Genomic DNA, 17,064 nt, shown 5'->3' with positions numbered 1-17,064 from the left:
CTTAGCCATGTCTGCATTGATCTTATCCGCCGATACAGTACCCCCCTCACGGCACGTAACGACACTCCGCTGCATGTCGTGTCGGCCTTGCACAGCACGTTCCTGACGAGGCGCCAGCCCGAAAGCGCCCCGACCCTTCGCGACATCCTCGGAGCCCAGACCGGCATGATGAGCAGCATGCATGCGACGCTGACCGATCCCCTGGCCGATCCCCTGGACGTGGACACCTTCGCCACGCCAGTGGTCCAGCGCCGCTTCGCCGCGGCGATGGAGCGGATCGCTGCCAGCCGGGCGCCTGGAACCCCGGTGCGTGTCTACGTCAGCGCGGCCCCCAGGGCGATGCGCAGCCCGAAGTGGGGCGGCTGGCTGGCTCAGATCACCGAGGAACTGCCCGACGGTGTCGAGATCCTCCACTACCGAAACGCCTTCAGTGACGAACGCCCGTACGACTGGGACAGCCTCGTCGAAGGACTCGACGGCCTCGTCGTCGTAGGCAAGCAGAAGCGGGCCGGCAGCCGCGTCTACCTCCTCGGTCCCATCGCACGCCTCGAACTGCGTTCCCTTATCGCGCGAAAGCCTGTGCTTCTCTACGGCCACAACCTCGGGCTCATCCCCGTCATCGACTGCCAGAGTCAAATCCTTGCTCGCGAAGGCGCGCCGCGGCTGAAGCTCATCGCACCGAAGAGATGGCAGCGGGACACTGCGACGCTCAAGGCCGCACTCAACTCGCTCAATCCGGCCGACGTGGAGGCGGCGGAGCAAGAGTGGACGGCCACGCCCGATCACCTTGCTCATCCCTTTGCCGCACCTCCTCGGTGAGGTCTTTTCAAACTGCTTGCTGTACAACCGTGCTGGTCGCGCTTGTAGTGCCCATGATGTGAACAGATACTGGTGTCGCCGCCAAGGGGATTCGTACGAGCTGTTGCCAGCTTCCCGCCTGACGGGCGCCGTCGAGCCCTGCCTCCCGTCCGACGGGAGGCACAGCGGGGCGGTAACAGTTGACGGCCCACCTGGGAAGGCTAAGGTGCTTGAATCAGTGGTTGTCGCGGTTCCCGTCCCTTTGTGAATGGTGGCCAGAACTGTGGCGGGTTGGCCGTCATATACGAGATGAGGCTCGTCATCACTGGGCACTCGGAACCGATCGGCATACCGGAGTAGATCCCCCTCCTCGAACTCGGTGGGGTCGGTGGTCGAGTGCTGGTTGCGTGCCTGGATGCGAGCCCACCGCACGTCATGTGGCGCGGGAAGGTACACCAGGATCGGCACTGCCCCGGCGTTGTCGACAAGGGTCCGCCACTTAGCACGCTCCTCGCTGGTCCACAGTCCGTGATCGAGTACTGCCCGGCCCCTATCTCGACTGGGCCACCGGCGTTCTGCTGGCCTTCGACGGGGAGATCTACAACTGGCGGCAGCAGGCCGCGGCCTGGGGCATCGAGATCGCCGAGCGGGAGTCGGACGCCCACTTCCTGCTGCGGGCATGGGCCAAGCTCGGCCCGTCCTGCCTGGACGGCCTGGATGGCATGTTCGCCCTTGCCGTCTATGACCCCCGCACCGCGAAGCTGTTCCTCGCCCGCGACCGGCTCGGCGAGAAGCCGCTCTACTGGCGGCTGGACGGCGGCCGGCTCGCGTTCGCCTCCGAGGTCACCACCCTGACCGGCTACGGCTCCGCCCCGCTGGTCTTACGGCCCGAGGTCGCGGCGATCGAGACCCCCGTCGGCGTCGACACCCCGTTCCAGGGCATCCAGCTGCTGGCCCCGGGCACCTTGCTGACGTTCGACGTCACCAACGGCTCGATCGACCAGATGACCTGGTGGCACCTGGAGGACCGGCCCCCCTACGCCGGCACCTACACCGAGGCCCTGGCGAAGTTCTCGACCATCCTGGCCGAGCAGGTCCCGCTCAGGTCCCCGGCCTGCGACTTCGCCCTCCTGCTCTCCGGCGGGCTGGACTCGGCGGTGCTGGCCTACCTGATGAGGCCGCCGGTCTGCGTCACCGTCCGCTACCCGGGCCAGGACCGCCTGGACGAGTCGTCGACCGCTGCGGTCATCGCCCGGGACATCAAGGCCGAGCTGGTGGTGGTCGAGCCGGACCACGTCGACTTCGCCCATGCCCTGCCGCACATGATGCGGGCCCTGGACTACCCGATGGGCAACGCGTCTACCTTCTCCGAGCACATGGCCTACCGGAAGATCGCCGATCTCGGGCTGCGGGTCGTGATCGGCGGGCTTGGCCCGGACGAGTTCCTCATGGGCTACGTCCGCCAGGCTCTGGTCCTCTTCGGCCCCGGCGCCGTCCTGAACGCCGGGCTCGACGCCTACCGGCCGCTGGCCGCCAAGCTCCTGCACACCGCCGGCGAACCGTTTGACCCGGCGGAGGCCGTCACCCGGCTGCTCCTCCGCGGCCCCGACCCCGACGGCCGCCTCCGCGACCTCGTCGCCGACGCGATGGCCCGGGCCGGCGGGGACCTGGCCCGCGGCCTGACCCTGGCCGACCTGGCGACGGCCTGGAGGCCGCTGGTGATGACCAGCGACAAGCTCGCCTCCGCCTACGCGCTCGAACGCCGGTCCCCCTACCTCGCCCGCGACCTGGTCGAGTTCTCCTACCGGCTGCCCGCCGACTACAAGATCACGGACCCTGCCCAGGGCAAGCGGATCCTGCGGGACGCGGCCAAGGCTCTCGGCCTGCCCTGCGAGGTCTGGGCCAGCCGCGACAAGCTCGGCTTCGCCTCCCCCTTTCCGTCCTGGCTCAACGGCGACCTCGCCGAGTGGGCCGACGCCCAGATCAACACCGCCCTCACCGAAGCACCGGCCGGCTTCCGCCCCCTCCTCGAGGGGGGTCTTGCCCGCGGGGGCCGGTTCGACCGCACCCGCATGCAGGCCCTCATGGCAGCCGCCTGGTTTTCTGACCAGACCATCCAGGCTGCCGCGTGATCCCCAACTGCCCCACTAGCGTGTCGGAATGCACTCCGACACCACCGCAAGCCCGGAGCCGGGCCCCGCCCGCGGAGCCGTCGCGATCATCACCAACCGCCGCGGCGAACTCCTCCTCCACCTCCGCGACGATCTGCCGCACATCGCCTGGCCCGCCCACTGGAGCCTCCTGGGCGGCGGCTGCGACCCCGGCGAGGACCCGGCCACCGCGATCGTCCGCGAGCTCGACGAGGAAGCCGGCCTCACCGCCGGTCCCCTGACCGAGCTGTTCGAGATCACCGACCACTGCGGCTCCGGGCAAATCATCACCTTCGTCGCCGCTACCTGGGACGGCGACGAAACCGCCCTACCCCTGACCGAAGGCGTCAAGCTCCAGTTCTTCGCCCCCGAACACCTCGACATCCTCACGATCCCGCCGTTCATCAGGGACGGGATCAACCGCCATCTGGCCGCCCGGCCCTCCTGATCACCCCGCCCTTCCGGGCGGGGCAAGGGTGGGGCCGGCCACGGCGGCCCCACCCGAAGGGACGACCCTGCTCATGAAGATGACCGTCATCGGATGCGGCTACCTCGGCGCCACCCACGCCGCCTGCGTGGCCGAGCTCGGCCACGAGGTCCTGGGCATGGACTCCGACATCGACAAGGTCCACACCCTCAACACCGGCAAGGCCCCGTTCTTCGAGCGCGACCTGGACGACCTCCTCGCCAAGCACACCGCGTCGAGCCAGCTGAAGTTCACCGCCTCCTACCAGGAGGCCGCCGAGTTCACCGACCTGCACTTCGTCGGTGTCGGCACCCCCCAGCGGCTCGGCACCGACGCCTACGACCTCACCCACCTCTTCGACACCGTCCGCCAGCTGGCCCCCGGCCTGACCCGGCCGGCGATCGTCGCGGTCAAGTCCACCGTTCCCGTCGGCACCGCACCCCACGTCGGCGAGCTCCTCCGGGAGCACGCCCCCGCCGGGGACCTCATCGAAGTCGCATGGAACCCGGAGTTCCTGCGCGAGTCGTTCGCCGTCGAAGACACCCTCCGCCCGGACCGGCTCGTCCTCGGCTTCAACACCACCCACTCCTGGGCCGAGGCCCTGCTGCGGCAGGCGTTCGCCAAGATCATCGAGTCCGGGACACCAACGATCGTCACCGACTGGGCCACCGCCGAGCTCGCCAAGGGCGCCGCGAACTCCTTCCTCGCCACCAAGATCTCCTTCATCAACGCGATGGCCGAGGTCTGCGAGAAGTCCGGCGCCAACGTCGCCGAGCTCGCCGACATCCTCGGCCACGACCTCCGCATCGGCCGCCGCGGCATGCGGCCCGGCCTCGGCTTCGGCGGCGGCTGCCTGCCCAAAGACCTCGCGGGCTTCATCACCCGCTCCGACGAACTCGGCGCTGACGAGGCTGTCGGGATCCTCCGCGAGGCCGCCGTCGTCAATGCCCGCTGCCGTCAGCGCATCATCGACCTCACCCGCGAAGAACTCGGCACCGACCTGCGCGGCAAGCGGATTACCGTCTGGGGCGCCGCCTTCAAGCCTGAGACCGACGACATCCGCGACTCGCCCGCCCTCGCCGTCGCCCAGGCCCTCCACGACCTCGGCGCCACCGTCACCGTTACCGACCCCAAGGCCCTCGACAACGCCCGCAAGCTCCACCCCGAACTCGACTACGTCGAGGACCCGATCGCCGCAGCCGAGGACGCCGACCTGCTGCGGCACCTGTCAGAGTGGCCGCAGTTCACCCACCTCGACCCCAAGCGACTCGCCACCCGCACCCACAGCCCCAAGGTCATCGACGCCCGCGGCACCCTCAACACCACCCAGTGGCGCGACGCCGGCTGGATCACCCGAGCCCTCGGACGCCGCTGAATCAGCCGACCGCAGGCCCCAGGGGCAGATTCCCCCAGCAGCCGAACGCCGTCAGCGGCCTCACAACGGGGCCGCTGACGGCGTTCCTCTGCTCAGATCCGAGCGCGATGCCTCCTCCGCAGCGACCACCTGGAGCTGAACACAACGACTTGACAGGGAACGCCACCAACGTCGAACAGTGCGTGCGGGCCAACCTGATCGCCGCCGCCAAACGCCACCAGATGCCCGCGGTCGCGCTGGGCGTCGCCACCCCGGCCTCGGTCTGCATCGACCGGCAGAAGCCGAGGCCGGCCAACCGGACTGTGTCTGACGACACTGTCCGCGCCCAGCACAAGGCGATGGTCGCTTCCCACGCGAGTCTCGCGGCGGAGGGCTTCAACCAGGTGCTGTTCGCCGACAGCCTCTACCGCCTGGAGCCGTACCTGCGACGCCTGAGCGAAGCACGGAACGCCGACCTCGGACTGGACGGCAGCGACGGCCTGGGCGACCTCCTCCTCCCCCGCCGAACCTTCGGCCCCGAGATCTTGCGCATGTGGCGGTGGAAGCCCGGCTCCGACGTCGCGGGCGGTGACCGAGTGGCGGAGATCCGCCTCGGCCAGCAGTACCTCACCCTCGCCCTGCGGCAGAACGTCGACGGCAAGGGCCACGTCGGCTTCGACGTCGCCGTGCCCTGTCCCTTCGACCCGGAATGCGACGGCTACGCGTGGGCGCCGGCCTACAGCATCAGCTGCCTGCATCGGGCGCTCAGCGGCGGCGACCCGGACATCGTCTGCACCATCCATGGCGGAATCGACCAGGAGAAACTGGGCGATTTCAGCCCTACCGCAGTATGGGATCAGATCCTCTGATCTGCCTCAAATCATGCCCAGTGTCCAGCGCGCGCTCGCACAGTTGGGCTATGACACTTTGGCAGCGGAGCATCGGTCGTACGCGTGCCCACTGGAAGCTCGCTTGGACCCCCCTCGGTTTCTCGGCCATCGTTTACGGCAACAGCCTTTACGGAAGCTCTGATCAGCGTCTCGGCATGGCCCTCTTCCTCGGCGGCTGGGTCGTAGCAGCCTGTGGGATGCCAGCCTTGAAGCGATTCCTCGAGGAGAGTCCGCTTCGTGAAGGGAACCTGAAGATAGCCTTGTTGGCGCTCTTCCTGCTCTTCCTCATGGCGGGACCTGTTTCCACCGCGGTCAAGGCCGCCTGGGGAGCGGCCCAGCCGACCGACTACCGCACTGCGGCCACATCGCTGGGTCTGATCTACTTCGTGCTTCTGGCCGTACGGTGGGCTGAGCCGAAGGACTTCGCCCTTCAACGGCTCCCGAGCCGCATCCGGCGGGCCGCAGTTTTCCGGACCGTCGCGAACGCGGCGGGTATCGGCGCCGTCGCCACGTTTCTGGGTGCACGTTTTGTCGTCACTTACCCTGCACCGCTGATCTCTACTGCTCTTACTCTCATGCTTGCCATGGCCGTGGTCACACACAAGACTTTCGCGCGGGCGCGGAAGCTGTGCACGCAGACGCACATCGACGTGCAGAACCTGCTTCGGGACATGGAAGAGCTCAACGATGCGAAAGGTCGCGACCAGGCGGAGAGGAATAGGAGGAACTGGCGTCCGAAGATGCGCACCGGCAAGGAGGCGGGCAGTGGCCACGCCGACGAGCGTATGGCGGCCCGACGCAGCTGGGATGTCCTCAAGCTTGACCTCTGCACCACCGTGGACAGCGGCTACCGCCTATTCGGGCTGCCCTTCCTCACCGATGACGCGATAGCCGATCTGGAGAGGAAGGTGCTGGTCGGGATCGAAGCGGCCGATTCCAATGCCGCCGGCCCGGCGCGTGATGACCTCCACGTCATCCTCCACGCGTGTGCAGGGCGCATCGATGTCTTGGCCTAGCAGCTCCATACTTCGGCGGGCCACTGGCCCCCGGATGCCGAACGGGACTACAGCTCCTACGGCGTCGCTTCACCTCGAATACTGCAGGCTTGGAACACTGTCTCTTCCCCAGTCTCCGACGACCAGGACGACGACCCCGACGGCAGCGCCGACCTGGAGGCGCAGTACGCGGACGCGGTCCGCGCATGAGCCGTGCCGCTCCGGGGCCGCACCCGCACCCGCTCACACCGGCCGAACTCCCGGCCGGAGACGAGTGGTGGTGCGGCTGCCCGACCTGCCACCTGCCCATCCAGGGCGGGAGCGCTGGCCTCGCCGCGCACCGCCGCACCGTCCACACCACCGCGGCGGCCCTCGCCGATCACCGTCCAGCTCAACTACTGATGCGGAGGCACCCATGACCACCCAGGCCCACGCCAATACCTTCACCGCACTCGCCGCATGCTTCAGCGCGGACCTCGCCACCTTCATCCAGTGTGCGAGTGATGCATGGAGTGAAACGGTGGATCTTGCCCAGCGGATGACGGCCGGGGTGTAGCCCGTGAAGGAGGAGGCACAGGTTGCTGACTCGTACCCCGCCCCACAAAGCCATGCGCACAAGCTCAACGTACGCAGGATAGCTAGTAGTCAAAAAGGGGATTTCGCCCTTGTCGCCCAAAAAGTGACCGCCAGAACGGCGTCATACACGGCCGAACTCGAAGTCGTTGGTATGGCACGACCTTGAGGTGCCTGCCAGGCCGTCAGATCGCTGCACAGCCGATTCAGGTCCACTGGTGAGGGCCTGTGGTGGCGTCAGGGCATCGCGGTCAGGGTCGGTATGACCGAGTAGTCCCATGTGCCCTTTAGCGCTCCAGTCGGCCCATGAGCGCGGCAGTTGGCCTGAGGAGTGTCTGCACCCTGGGCTTGCGCGCGGCAGACCGCCTCTCACGATCCGCTTTAGTCGGCCTTCGACCCGGCGGGCAGACTACGCACATGCAGCTCCCCGCCCAAGCCGTGGCCGCCACCGTGCTAATCGAGGTCGTAAGGATCTCCGCCCTCCCGGCCAAGCGGGCGGCCCCATACCCGGGAAGGGCGGTCGCCCACTGGGCCGGGAACGAGGCCACCGACGCCCTGACCTTGATGGAGAATCTGCCCGGCAGCGAACAACACCGCTGCGGCTTCTCGCCAGGCTGGAGCGTCCGGGCCTACGAGGACTCCCTCGACCTGGCGCTGTTCGAGGCGGCGTTCTGCTTCAAGTGCCACGAGGTTCGCATGCACGGAACGGCCGTGCCACCCGCGCTGGCCACGCAGTTCTTCGACGCGGACTCGCCGCAGGCCCAGGCTTTCCTGGCCCACTTCCGCGCGGCGGCTGCAGGTCAGAGGCTTCCGAATTTAGCGCTCTAGTTGGCTGGACGGGCCATCGGCAGCTGGAAACCGGTCTACCAGATGCTCACCCGCTCTGCGGCTGGCCGGGACCTCACGTCGGCATGGCGCCGGCCCTCTACACCGTCCATGTCGAAGCCCGGCGGGACGATGGCTCCAGCTACACTCTGCTCGCCTCGGTCCGTACACCCAGGCTCGCCACGCCGACCGTTGTCGGCGTACACGTGAACGTGCTCCAGTCACGTACGGATGAACGGGGTCTGTCGCTGATCTTGTGACGCGGTGCCTGGTTGATCGTTTGTGCGGGTGTGCAGTTCAGGGGGCTTGCGGCGGCTCTTGCCGCATCTGTCGGAAGTGGAAATCGAGTCCATACAACAGTGCGTGGACGGGGTTGCCCTGCGCATGCGTTCTCGTACGCCGTCGGCGCGATGTCCGCATTGCGGGAGGAGCTCAACTCGCGTGCACGGTCAGTACGAACGGCGCTTGGCGGACGCTCCGTTGGGCGGGCTACCTGTCGTGACCACGCTGCTGATACGAAGGTTCAAGTGCCTCGCTGCCGACTGCCCCGCGGTGACGTTCGCCGAACAGATGCCAGGACTGACCCGCCCGCATGCCCGATACACCCCGGTGCTGCATGGGCAGCTGGCCCGAGTCGCCGAAGTCCTGGCCGGCAGGCCAGGGTCACGGCTCGCCCGGAAACTCGGCATGACGGTGACCAAGGACACCTCCTGCGACTCCTGCGGGCAGCGCCACTGCAAGAACCAGGCTCGGTGCGTGTTCTCGGGGTCGATGAATTCGCCCTGCTCAAGGGGCACACCTACGCCACATTGCTGGTCGACCTCGAAGCCCGCAGGCCGATCGACGTCCTGCCTGGCCGGGCAGCCGAGCCGGTGGCACAGTGGCTCGCCGACCACCCGAAAGTGAAGATCGTGTGCTGGGACCGGGCATCGGCCTACGCGGAGGCCGCCAAGCAAGCAGCCCCGCAGGCGACGCAGGTCGCGGACGTGTGACACCTCTGGAACAACCTGACAAAGGCCGTGGCGAAGACTCTCACCGCCCATTACGGCTGCATCCGCGCCGCCCACGCAGCGACAACCCCGCGCCAAGCACCCGAACCATCAGCCGAGCCGGACACAATGCTCGATGTCCGCGGGCGCCCCCGCCACATCGTCACCACCATCCGCGAACGGCACCGCGCCGTCCAGGCACTCCTGGCCGAAGGGCGCTCGCTTCGAGGCATCAGCCGCGACCTGGACCTCGACTACTACGCGGTCCGCCGCTATGCCCGGACCCCGAAGGTCGACGACCTGCTCGTCAAGGTCACCCAACGCCGCACCCTGCTGGACGACTACAAGCCCTACATCTACCGACGCTTCACCCAGGGCTGCCGCAACGCGAGCCAGCTCTACCGCGAAGTCCGCGACCAGGGCTTCCGAGGCAGCCGCACCGGCGTCAACCACTACGTCCGCCAGCTCAAAGAAGGCACCGTGACGACGGCCCCTCCGCCGGCACTACCCAAAACCCGACGAGCCCTGCGCTGGATCATGACCCGCCCCGAACACCTCCGGCCTGACGACACCATCGGCCTCAAAGAAATGCGAGCGGCCTGCCCCGAACTCGACGTAACCGTCGAACACGCCCGGCCCTTCGCCGGTCTCATGCACGAACACCGCGGCAAAGACCTCCCCCACGTGGACCGAGCGGGTCGGACAGAACGACCTTCCTCCCCTGCCGCAATTCGCCGACGGACTCTTGAACGACCTGGACGCGGTCACCACCGGCCTGTCGACCTCTTGGAGTTCCGGCCAGTGGAGGGCCAGGTGACGAGAGTCATTCTGTGGAATCAGAATTGTCAAGCTTGCGGTGCTTTGCCCTGGCGGACGCCGAGGATCGGCAGGAGGGTGGTGCCGGCCGGGACGTCGAGCTGTCGGGGTGTTGGTCCGGCCGGGGTGGGGGTGTCGGCGAGTCTGTCGAGGAGGCGGTCGAGCGCGCTCTGGCCGTCGGTGACGGCTGCTTGCTCATCCTCATTGAGCGGGATCGAGACGGCCATCTTCTGCAAGTTGCCCTTGGCTTCCAGCAGTTGGGCTCTCGTGGAGTCCTTGGGGGTGTAGAAGTCGCAGCGTGCGCAAGCCATGCGGTGCTGGCACTGCTCGAAGAAGGTGTAGGTGCAGTAGCCGTGTCCGAGGTCGTAGTGCTGCCAGGGTTCGCCGGTCGCGGCGGCGCCGGAGGCAACCGCGTCCCGGTCGACCAGGACCTCGATCGTGCGGACGTTCCTCTCGAAGTAGCCCGCTTCGGAGTACGCCTTGGACAGGGCGTTCGGGGTGATCTTCGCGTAGTACTGGGTGGATTGCGGTGATCGGTGTCCGAGCCAGGCTTGCAGTTCGAACAGCGTCATCGGTTCCTTGGCGTTGTAGAGCTGGCTGGCGATGGTGGACCGGGCCCGGTGGCTGGTGATGTTCCCGCGGACGTCGGCATCCGGGACTCCGGCCTTGCGACAGAGCATCGGGATGATCGTGTTGTTGATGTAGTGGGTGGAGACACGGCGGGCCCGGATGGCGAACAGCAGGTCAACGCGTTCGCCGGTGCGGCGGTCGGTGAACTTCGGTTGGTCCGGGAGGACGGCCTGCCAGGCGTCGACGGCCTGGCCGAGGATGGGGTCGACCGGCTTACTGAAGGCAGTGCCGGTTTTGTGAGGCGGGACGTCGAGGAGGCAGACCGTGTCGCGGGCCAAGACCTGCTGTGAGTCACCGGTGATGGGGGCTCCGTCATGCTGCCAGCGGATGCAGCCCACCCTCAACCGGGCGATCTCGTTGCTGCGTTGACCAGAGAACAACCAGGTCAGCGTGACCGCGCGGACCAGTTCGAAGGGGTAGAAGTGCCCGGCCTGGGCCTGTGGGAGATCCGCGACTTCCAGGTTCAGGCCCGCCCACAGGAGCTTCGCCCAGACCTCATCGGCGATCACCCGCGGGTCGGGGCCGAGGAGAGCGGTGATGCTGCGGGGGATTGCCAGCGCGCGCAGTGGATCGAAGCGGCGGGGCAGCCACTCCCATTCCTGGCAGTCCCTGAAGAACGTCCGCAGCGCGGTGATCTGCCCGGCCTTGGTCGCCGCTTCGAGCGGCTTGCCGAGACGGTCCCCCAGGCCAGCCGTTCGCTGAACGTAGTCACCGACCTTCATCCGGTCCAGCGCGGCGATCCAGGTCGCGCAGGTCTGACGCGTCCAGTCTGTCGGGTCTGCAGCGTCGGGCTGTTCAGCCGCTATCCACCGGCCCACTCTGAGGAGGGTGGAGCGCATGCCGCCGCGGGCGCCTGGGGTGAGCGTAGAGGTGGCGTGCCAGCGATCGACCCATTGTTCCCACGTCTTCGCGCCGCCGGTCGCCCGTGCCGAGTGGCGGCCGGTGGTGGGCTGCGGAGGATCACAGAATCCGAGCTCGGCAACCGCTCGCTGAGTGGCGTGCAGGGTGTAGAGCCGTGAGCCGTCCAGTATCTTCTCGCGGCGGACCCGGTCGAACAGCGAGGTGTCGAGATCCTCCAGATGCGGGCTGCGGTTGAGGAGAAGCAGCTGGCAGACGACCATCGGCAGCAGAGTGTCGTCGTCCCGGCCCAGTTGGTAACCCCACGAGGCGAGGACCGCGCGGATGCGGGCGATCTCGCTGCTCACCAGGCCGCGTCCGAAGATCCGCCAGGACAGGGTGAGTCGCTGGAAGCTGCCGAGTCGGTGGACTCGTTGAAGGAGCCCAACAGGTAGGCGTGCGTAGCGAGATAGGGGCGGACCTCGTCGTTGACCCAGCCCGGGGCGTGCTGATGGAAATCGGTCTGGTTGCGGCCGAGCAGATGGATCCACTCCTGCGGGGTCCATCCCCAAAAGGTCCGGCCGGTCTCCGCGCAACGTGTCAGCAGCACAGCGATCACGTCGAGCATGGCACGTCGTCGGTGCGGGGTGGGTGGCGAGTCCAGGGCGGCGTTGACCGCCTCCAGCGGGACCAGCAGACGGCGGATCACCCGCCAGCCGGCAGCGGACGGGTCGTGGTCCTTGAGCCGGCGCAGATTCCGCACCCCGAGTTCGCTCACTGCCAGTGCCTCGGCGGGCCGGATCTCGACAGCAGTGTCGTAGTGGTCCGGGATGATCGGCCAGGACCAGCGTTCGGCCCCATCCTCCGCGGGCAGGGTCAGCCGAGATGCACTCACCGCGCCACCTCCGGCGACGTGCCGTTCGGGGAGGTGAGCGCCTCTATTCGCCACGCGTGGATGTGCTCCATGCCGCGGGCGAGCTTGTCGGCCAGGTCCCGGCCGGACAGATGGATGTACTGAAGCGTGGAGTCGGTGTGGCGGTGGCCGGCGAAGGATGCGATCGCATGCAACTCCCAGCCCATCCTGGCCAGATCGGTCAGACACAGGTGCCGGGTGGTGTGCGTGGAGAACTGCGGGACGCCGGCCGTCACGGCGATCCGGCGTACAACCTTCGACCACGTCCACAGGCTCAGCGGCTGGGCGTAGTTGCGCCGCGATTCGGAGAGGAACAGCGGGCCTCTCGCCCGGCTGACCGTGGCCCGGTGGGTGAGGTAGGCCGACATCAGCACGCCGGTCGACGCCGAGTACGGCACCACCCGTTCCAGCCGGTTCTTCGTCGTCTCCGCGCGCACCCGCAACGTACGGTGAGCCGGATCCAGGTCATCGGTCCGCAGCGAGCACAGCTCTTCGCGACGCAGCGCGGAATCGTAGGCCAGGGCCAGCATCACTCGGTTGCGGACCGACTCCTCCCGTGCGACCTCCAAGATCTCCAACCACTGCTGTTCGCTGGGAATCCACGGCAGCTTCGTCAGCCGCGGCACCAGACCGCGCTGCTGACCGCCGTTCCGCCGGCCAGGGGTGTACCGACCGCGGCCGACGGGGTTGGACTCCCGCAGTCCCTCTTCCATGAGGAAGTCGTAGAACAGGCGGACCGGCACGAGCCGCTGCTGGATCGTCGCGTTCGCCAGCCCCACCCCTGAGTCGATCGAGATCACGTTCGCACCCCGGCGGTGCGGCCGTGAGGTCAACTCCCGTACGTAGAGGGCGACATGTGCACGGCTCACGGTGACCGGGTCGACGCCCTCTCGCTCGCACACCAGCAGGTACTCGGCCAGTCCCCGGCCATAAGCATCGATCGTGCGTGGTGCACGTCCGAGATCCGTCCAGACCGTCAGCCAGGCCGCCGCCTGCACGTGCCGGCCGAGTACCGGCCACTTCTCCGTGAGCACCGTCGTGCCGCTCAAGCCATCTCCCAAGTCCGTGGTTGTGCCGGGGAGACATGATCACCCCGGCAGATTCCACGTAACTTTTAAACTCCTCAAGCGCGCGGGCTATGGCCGGGCCAAGCTCGAACTCCTCCGCACCCGCATCCTCCTGAGGAACTGATCCGGCCGCGTCACAAGATCAGCGACAGACCCCGTTCGTCCGTACTTCACTGAGCACATTCTCGAGTACGCCGACAACCGTCTCAACTATCAGCTGGCGACAACGGAAAACACTGCCGTGCAGGGGTTCACGCTCATGGCGAAGGGTGCCCCGTTCGACGTCGCCGATCACCACGCCTGCGGCGACCTCGTGGCGCTCTTGGTAACCACCCTGCTGCCGCGCCCTGGTTCGGTGCGTAGGGGATCAAAGGGCTGGGAAGGACGCAGGAGTTTGCTGCCGAGGACCAACGGAACCTTGCGTCCGTCCCGGAGGAATCCGGCAATGAACGCGCTGCTGTGCCGACCGGTGTGCGGCGCGGAGAGTGAGGGGGATGGCATTGTCGAAGCATCGCGTTCGGCTCAGTGGTGGTTCTGCTTGGCAGACCGTTTTCCGAAGCCGGACGACAGGCCGGCGTATACGCACGGCCATGGAAATCGCCACTGTTCGCCGCGCGTTGAACCACACATTGGTCGAGTTGAAGCGGGCCATTGACGGTCACAAGGTAGCCGTGGTGGCTGACTTATACGCCCTGGCTTGGCAGCAGGCAGCGGATGCACCGCCGAGCGACACCAGAGAACAGCGCGCACAACTGCAGGTGTACAAGAAGGTCCTCGGATCACGGAGTTGGCGAGAGGAAGAGCGACGGTAAGCGAGGCGAGCTTCTACGAAGCCCCCGCAGCAGCCCGAGCGATTTGCCGCTCCCCCACCCCGACCGAAGGTGAGCCAGCGCTGCAGATCGCAGTCCCCGCCACGGACTCCAGTCCGGCCTCGGCCAGCAGTGGCCCCCTGGCACGGGCAACTGAGCAAGCTCGCTCTTCAAGAGCACAGGCCACTCCCCCGGTCGTCAAACGACAGCAGCCATATCGTTCTGCGGAGTGGGAGCCGGCCTTGCTGGACGCCGGCAAGGTTCTGGAGATCTCGACCGACCTGCGGCCGCTGCTCGAGCAGATTTGCCCGCGACGGTGCCACGACCACATGGTCGCTGATCCGCAAGAGCCTCAAGAACCTGCCCCGTCTCCACAAGGAAGGCCAGTGCGTGGTCCTCTGGATGGTGGACGAGGACCGTCGGAAGGGCGAGCCGCTACTCTCCGCGCTGGTCACCGTCGGAGACAGGCAAATGCACCCACGCTACCCCGCGATCGCCGAAGAGCACGGCATCCTTAATAGGAGCGGTGCACTCCAGCAGAGAAACGGCCTGGAGCTATGAAGTTCTGAAAGCGCACTGGCATCATCGCTGAACGCCACAGGTGCCCGCACTCCGTGCGGCGAATGAGAAGGCCCGGTCCCGCAGTACGCCTGTGGGGCCACGCCTTCTCGTGTTTCTGGGCCTGCCCGGCCGAGCCACGCCCTGGCGGAGACCGCGTATTACGACGTAATGAGCGCCGCTTGGGGGCTGGCGTGGGGTGTCATGTCGACGTAGTTACCGGCCAGACGGCTCTGGAGACGGTGCGGCGGGCACACCATGCCGTGAGGATGGGTGCATGCGTCGCCCACGTCGGCTTGCTCCCTATGCGAGGCTGTACAGCCGCAACCGGCTGTCGGCCCGTGGCGCCTCCCCCACGGCTAGCCGATTCGTGTGGCTGTCCTCATGGGGCGCGAGGGTGTCGGCGATCGCGGCGGCTCTGGGCTTGCTGTTCTCGGGAACCGTGGCCTGGTTCAGCGTGAGCGCCATGCGCCAGCAGCTGGAGCAGAATCGCCGATACCAGGCGGGCCGGGTGACCTTCTGGTACGTGATCACCGAAGGCGGGTACGGCACGGTAGTCGTCAATCGCTCGCTCGACTCGGTGCCCGACCTCAACCTGGACTTCCACGTCTATAAAGTGGCCACCAGCCTGCGCCGGCATTCCGCCTCTATCGGTTTGGGCACTTTGCCGCCCTGCACCCGGTTGACGTTTCCACCCGGTTCATTCTTCGAGGCTCTCACCTCCACTGGCGAGTTCCGCGTCCCAAAGGACACGACTCCGGACGACATCCGGTTCACGGACACCGACGGCCGGAGCTGGGTCCGGAACGAAGCGAGTCTGCGAGGGGACCCCCGTAACGGCACCAGCGACGGCCAGGTCGCCTCTTACGCGACAGCCGAAGTGCATCCCCACCGTGAAGCGTGAGCCGGCCCAGCACTGCGACATCTGACATGGCTTCCTGCCCGCAGCTGCGGGCAGGGTTATCGAGTCCGAGCTATGGCGGCGAGGCGCCGCAGCCACGCAACTACGGCGTCCGCGGGGCGTGGAGTTCGCTTCGCGAGGACTCGAGGATCCACGTGCTGGCGCCCAGCCCTCGGTCCTCCCAAGGGCTGGGCGCCAGCAGCGTTGCCACCATCCGCCCAGGCGATCTCTAGAGATGGGGCTGCAGGACTCGGACAATCGCGTTATGAGCGACATCATCGAATCCGCCTGGTACAAGATCCTCACCACCGCCGGCGAGCCCACCCGGCCTGAGGGCACGCCGCTCCTGGAACCGTTCACCGAGATGGTGAGGGTGGCGCATGCCGAGCCGCAACTACGTCAGCTCTATCCGTGGACCGGAATGTGGGAGCTGCACTTCAGCAGGTGCACGGAGTTCCGACACACCTGGGATATTCCCTACATCGGCGTTCTGGGAGACGGCCGGTACTACGTCGAGGGACCGAGCCGGAGCAGCCCGAGGATCGCCGAGACAGGCAGCGCACAGGCCGCCGTGGCGCTGGTCATCGAGCGACTACCGCCTCACTGCGGTCCGGCCTTGGTCGGCAATGCAGAAGAACTGGCCGCTTACGAGAGGGCGCGAGACAGTCGGTAGGAGCATGCTGGCTGGCACAGCAGAAGCCGCGGAGGGTTCGAGAGCCGCAGGCAAGACCGATCCTGCCCATGGCAGACGGGCCCTCATGCCAACGGCCGCGATCGGGCCATGTTCGATGGAGCTCACTAGGCAGTGGTCAACCGTCGTTGCTAGCCGCAGTTGATCTCAGAGTCGGGCGTGAGGGGCATGAACGAACGCCGTTCGATGAAGCGGTGAAAGGACGGGTGCACGTCGCCATTCCGGAGATCGGCCCCGCACATGTAGAGCTCGGGTCGGTTCGACAGGAGCTCGAAGTCCCGTAGGGCGTCCTTGAAGTGGCACAGCACTCCCGGCTCGGTGGCGGAGTCGATCGCAAGGACATGTGTGTGCAGGGCCAGGGGCGTCTGCTGGGCCCATTGCACACCCTCGTCGTCCGAGATGTTGTCCAGCGTCAGCGAGTGGTGCGGCAGGTCTTGCCAGTCGATCCCGCTGCCTTTCCACGGGAGCGTGCTGAGGTATGCGTCGAACTGGGTCGACAGGAGTATGGGCTGTGGCGCTGCATCATGCTCTTGGAGCCAGTGTCCGATCTGGTCTATGCGCATGATCGAGAGGCTAGGCCAAGCGCTGGATCCTCATGAGTTGGCGTGCTGCCGGGCAACTGAAGGCGCTCTGCCCCCTGCTGGTTGCCTGCTCCCCCGGTCGATCATCGCGTCACTGTCGATGTCGCCGTTTACCAGCTTGATCCACCCTGACCTGCCGTTGGGCGCCTATCTCCTTAACAGGCTCGCTCGTGGCCGACTGCGTGGGTCGGGCGAGGGCCCAGCCTCCAGAGGCTGGGCCC

16 protein-coding genes and 3 pseudogenes are annotated in these 17,064 nt (G+C 67.1%); 13 read left to right on the top strand and 6 right to left on the bottom strand.

Going from position 1 to position 17,064, the window contains the following annotated elements:
• Positions 1-78 precede the first annotated feature (78 nt).
• On the top strand, positions 79-819 hold the full coding sequence (locus ACFWZH_RS30465; protein ID WP_384438358.1) for a hypothetical protein: 741 nt from the start codon (positions 79-81) through the stop codon (positions 817-819).
• 318 nt (positions 820-1,137) lie between these two features.
• On the opposite strand, the pseudogene ACFWZH_RS30460 reads toward ACFWZH_RS30465, so the two are convergent.
• Positions 1,138-1,338: pseudogene (locus ACFWZH_RS30460) on the bottom strand (AAA family ATPase); the annotation flags it as partial.
• Here ACFWZH_RS30460 and ACFWZH_RS30455 point away from each other — a divergent pair.
• From ACFWZH_RS30455 to ACFWZH_RS30415, 9 genes and pseudogenes are all read left to right on the top strand, one after another.
• Positions 1,338-2,930: an asparagine synthetase B family protein gene (locus tag ACFWZH_RS30455; protein ID WP_384438491.1), complete on the top strand. Its 1,593-nt coding sequence runs from the start codon at positions 1,338-1,340 to the stop codon at positions 2,928-2,930. The pseudogene ACFWZH_RS30460 and the gene ACFWZH_RS30455 sit on opposite strands and share 1 nt — an antisense overlap.
• Before the next feature lie 28 nt (positions 2,931-2,958).
• Positions 2,959-3,396: an NUDIX domain-containing protein gene (locus ACFWZH_RS30450; protein WP_384438355.1), complete on the top strand. Its 438-nt coding sequence runs from the start codon at positions 2,959-2,961 to the stop codon at positions 3,394-3,396.
• Between the two features lie 67 nt (positions 3,397-3,463).
• Positions 3,464-4,789, top strand: a complete 1,326-nt coding sequence (locus ACFWZH_RS30445) for a UDP-glucose dehydrogenase family protein (protein ID WP_384438488.1) — start codon at positions 3,464-3,466, stop codon at positions 4,787-4,789.
• Between the two features lie 158 nt (positions 4,790-4,947).
• Positions 4,948-5,637, top strand: a pseudogene (locus ACFWZH_RS30440) (AAA family ATPase); the annotation flags it as partial.
• A gap of 176 nt (positions 5,638-5,813) precedes the next feature.
• Positions 5,814-6,674, top strand: a complete 861-nt coding sequence (locus tag ACFWZH_RS30435; RefSeq protein WP_384438352.1) for a hypothetical protein — start codon at positions 5,814-5,816, stop codon at positions 6,672-6,674.
• A 394-nt stretch (positions 6,675-7,068) separates the two neighbouring features.
• Positions 7,069-7,209, top strand: a complete 141-nt coding sequence (locus ACFWZH_RS30430) for a hypothetical protein (RefSeq protein ID WP_384438349.1) — start codon at positions 7,069-7,071, stop codon at positions 7,207-7,209.
• Positions 7,210-7,643: 434 nt separating this feature from the next.
• Entirely contained in the window at positions 7,644-8,054 is a 411-nt protein-coding gene (locus ACFWZH_RS30425; protein ID WP_384438347.1) for a hypothetical protein, read from the top strand.
• A gap of 381 nt (positions 8,055-8,435) precedes the next feature.
• Positions 8,436-8,573: pseudogene (locus ACFWZH_RS30420) on the top strand (transposase family protein); the annotation flags it as partial.
• Between the two features lie 230 nt (positions 8,574-8,803).
• Positions 8,804-9,043 (top strand): transposase, encoded by a 240-nt coding sequence (locus ACFWZH_RS30415; protein WP_384438344.1) that lies wholly within the window; start codon positions 8,804-8,806, stop codon positions 9,041-9,043.
• 108 nt (positions 9,044-9,151) lie between these two features.
• On the opposite strand, the gene ACFWZH_RS30410 is transcribed toward ACFWZH_RS30415, so the two are convergent.
• The 4 genes from ACFWZH_RS30410 to ACFWZH_RS30395 form a co-directional block, all read right to left on the bottom strand.
• On the bottom strand, positions 9,152-9,361 hold the full coding sequence (locus ACFWZH_RS30410) for a hypothetical protein (RefSeq protein ID WP_384438341.1): 210 nt from the start codon (positions 9,359-9,361) through the stop codon (positions 9,152-9,154).
• Positions 9,362-9,885: 524 nt separating this feature from the next.
• Entirely contained in the window at positions 9,886-11,607 is a 1,722-nt protein-coding gene (locus ACFWZH_RS30405; protein ID WP_384438338.1) for a tyrosine-type recombinase/integrase, read from the bottom strand.
• A gap of 80 nt (positions 11,608-11,687) precedes the next feature.
• Positions 11,688-12,218, bottom strand: a complete 531-nt coding sequence (locus tag ACFWZH_RS30400) for a hypothetical protein (RefSeq protein WP_384438335.1) — start codon at positions 12,216-12,218, stop codon at positions 11,688-11,690.
• On the bottom strand, positions 12,215-13,285 hold the full coding sequence (locus tag ACFWZH_RS30395; RefSeq protein WP_384438332.1) for a tyrosine-type recombinase/integrase: 1,071 nt from the start codon (positions 13,283-13,285) through the stop codon (positions 12,215-12,217). Before ACFWZH_RS30395 ends, ACFWZH_RS30400 begins: the two co-directional genes overlap by 4 nt.
• A gap of 1,217 nt (positions 13,286-14,502) precedes the next feature.
• On the opposite strand from ACFWZH_RS30395, the gene ACFWZH_RS30390 reads away from it, so the two are divergent.
• The 3 genes from ACFWZH_RS30390 (at position 14,503) to ACFWZH_RS30380 (ending at position 16,244) form a co-directional block, all read left to right on the top strand.
• Positions 14,503-14,673 carry a hypothetical protein gene (locus ACFWZH_RS30390; RefSeq protein ID WP_384438329.1) on the top strand — a complete coding sequence of 57 codons (171 nt, stop codon included), beginning with the start codon at positions 14,503-14,505 and terminating at the stop codon, positions 14,671-14,673.
• A 394-nt stretch (positions 14,674-15,067) separates the two neighbouring features.
• Positions 15,068-15,574, top strand: a complete 507-nt coding sequence (locus tag ACFWZH_RS30385; RefSeq protein WP_384438327.1) for a hypothetical protein — start codon at positions 15,068-15,070, stop codon at positions 15,572-15,574.
• 262 nt (positions 15,575-15,836) lie between these two features.
• Entirely contained in the window at positions 15,837-16,244 is a 408-nt protein-coding gene (locus tag ACFWZH_RS30380; protein WP_384438324.1) for a DUF6193 family natural product biosynthesis protein, read from the top strand.
• Between the two features lie 149 nt (positions 16,245-16,393).
• Here ACFWZH_RS30380 and ACFWZH_RS30375 read toward each other — a convergent pair whose 3' ends face one another.
• Entirely contained in the window at positions 16,394-16,825 is a 432-nt protein-coding gene (locus ACFWZH_RS30375) for a hypothetical protein (protein ID WP_384438322.1), read from the bottom strand.
• Positions 16,826-17,064 lie beyond the last annotated feature (239 nt).

This window comes from Streptomyces sp. NPDC059008 (assembly GCF_042749045.1).
Taxonomy (GTDB): Bacteria; Actinomycetota; Actinomycetes; order Streptomycetales; family Streptomycetaceae; genus Streptomyces.
The sequence above is the reverse complement of the archived record's forward strand: the minus strand, read 5'-3'. Positions and strand labels throughout refer to the sequence as shown.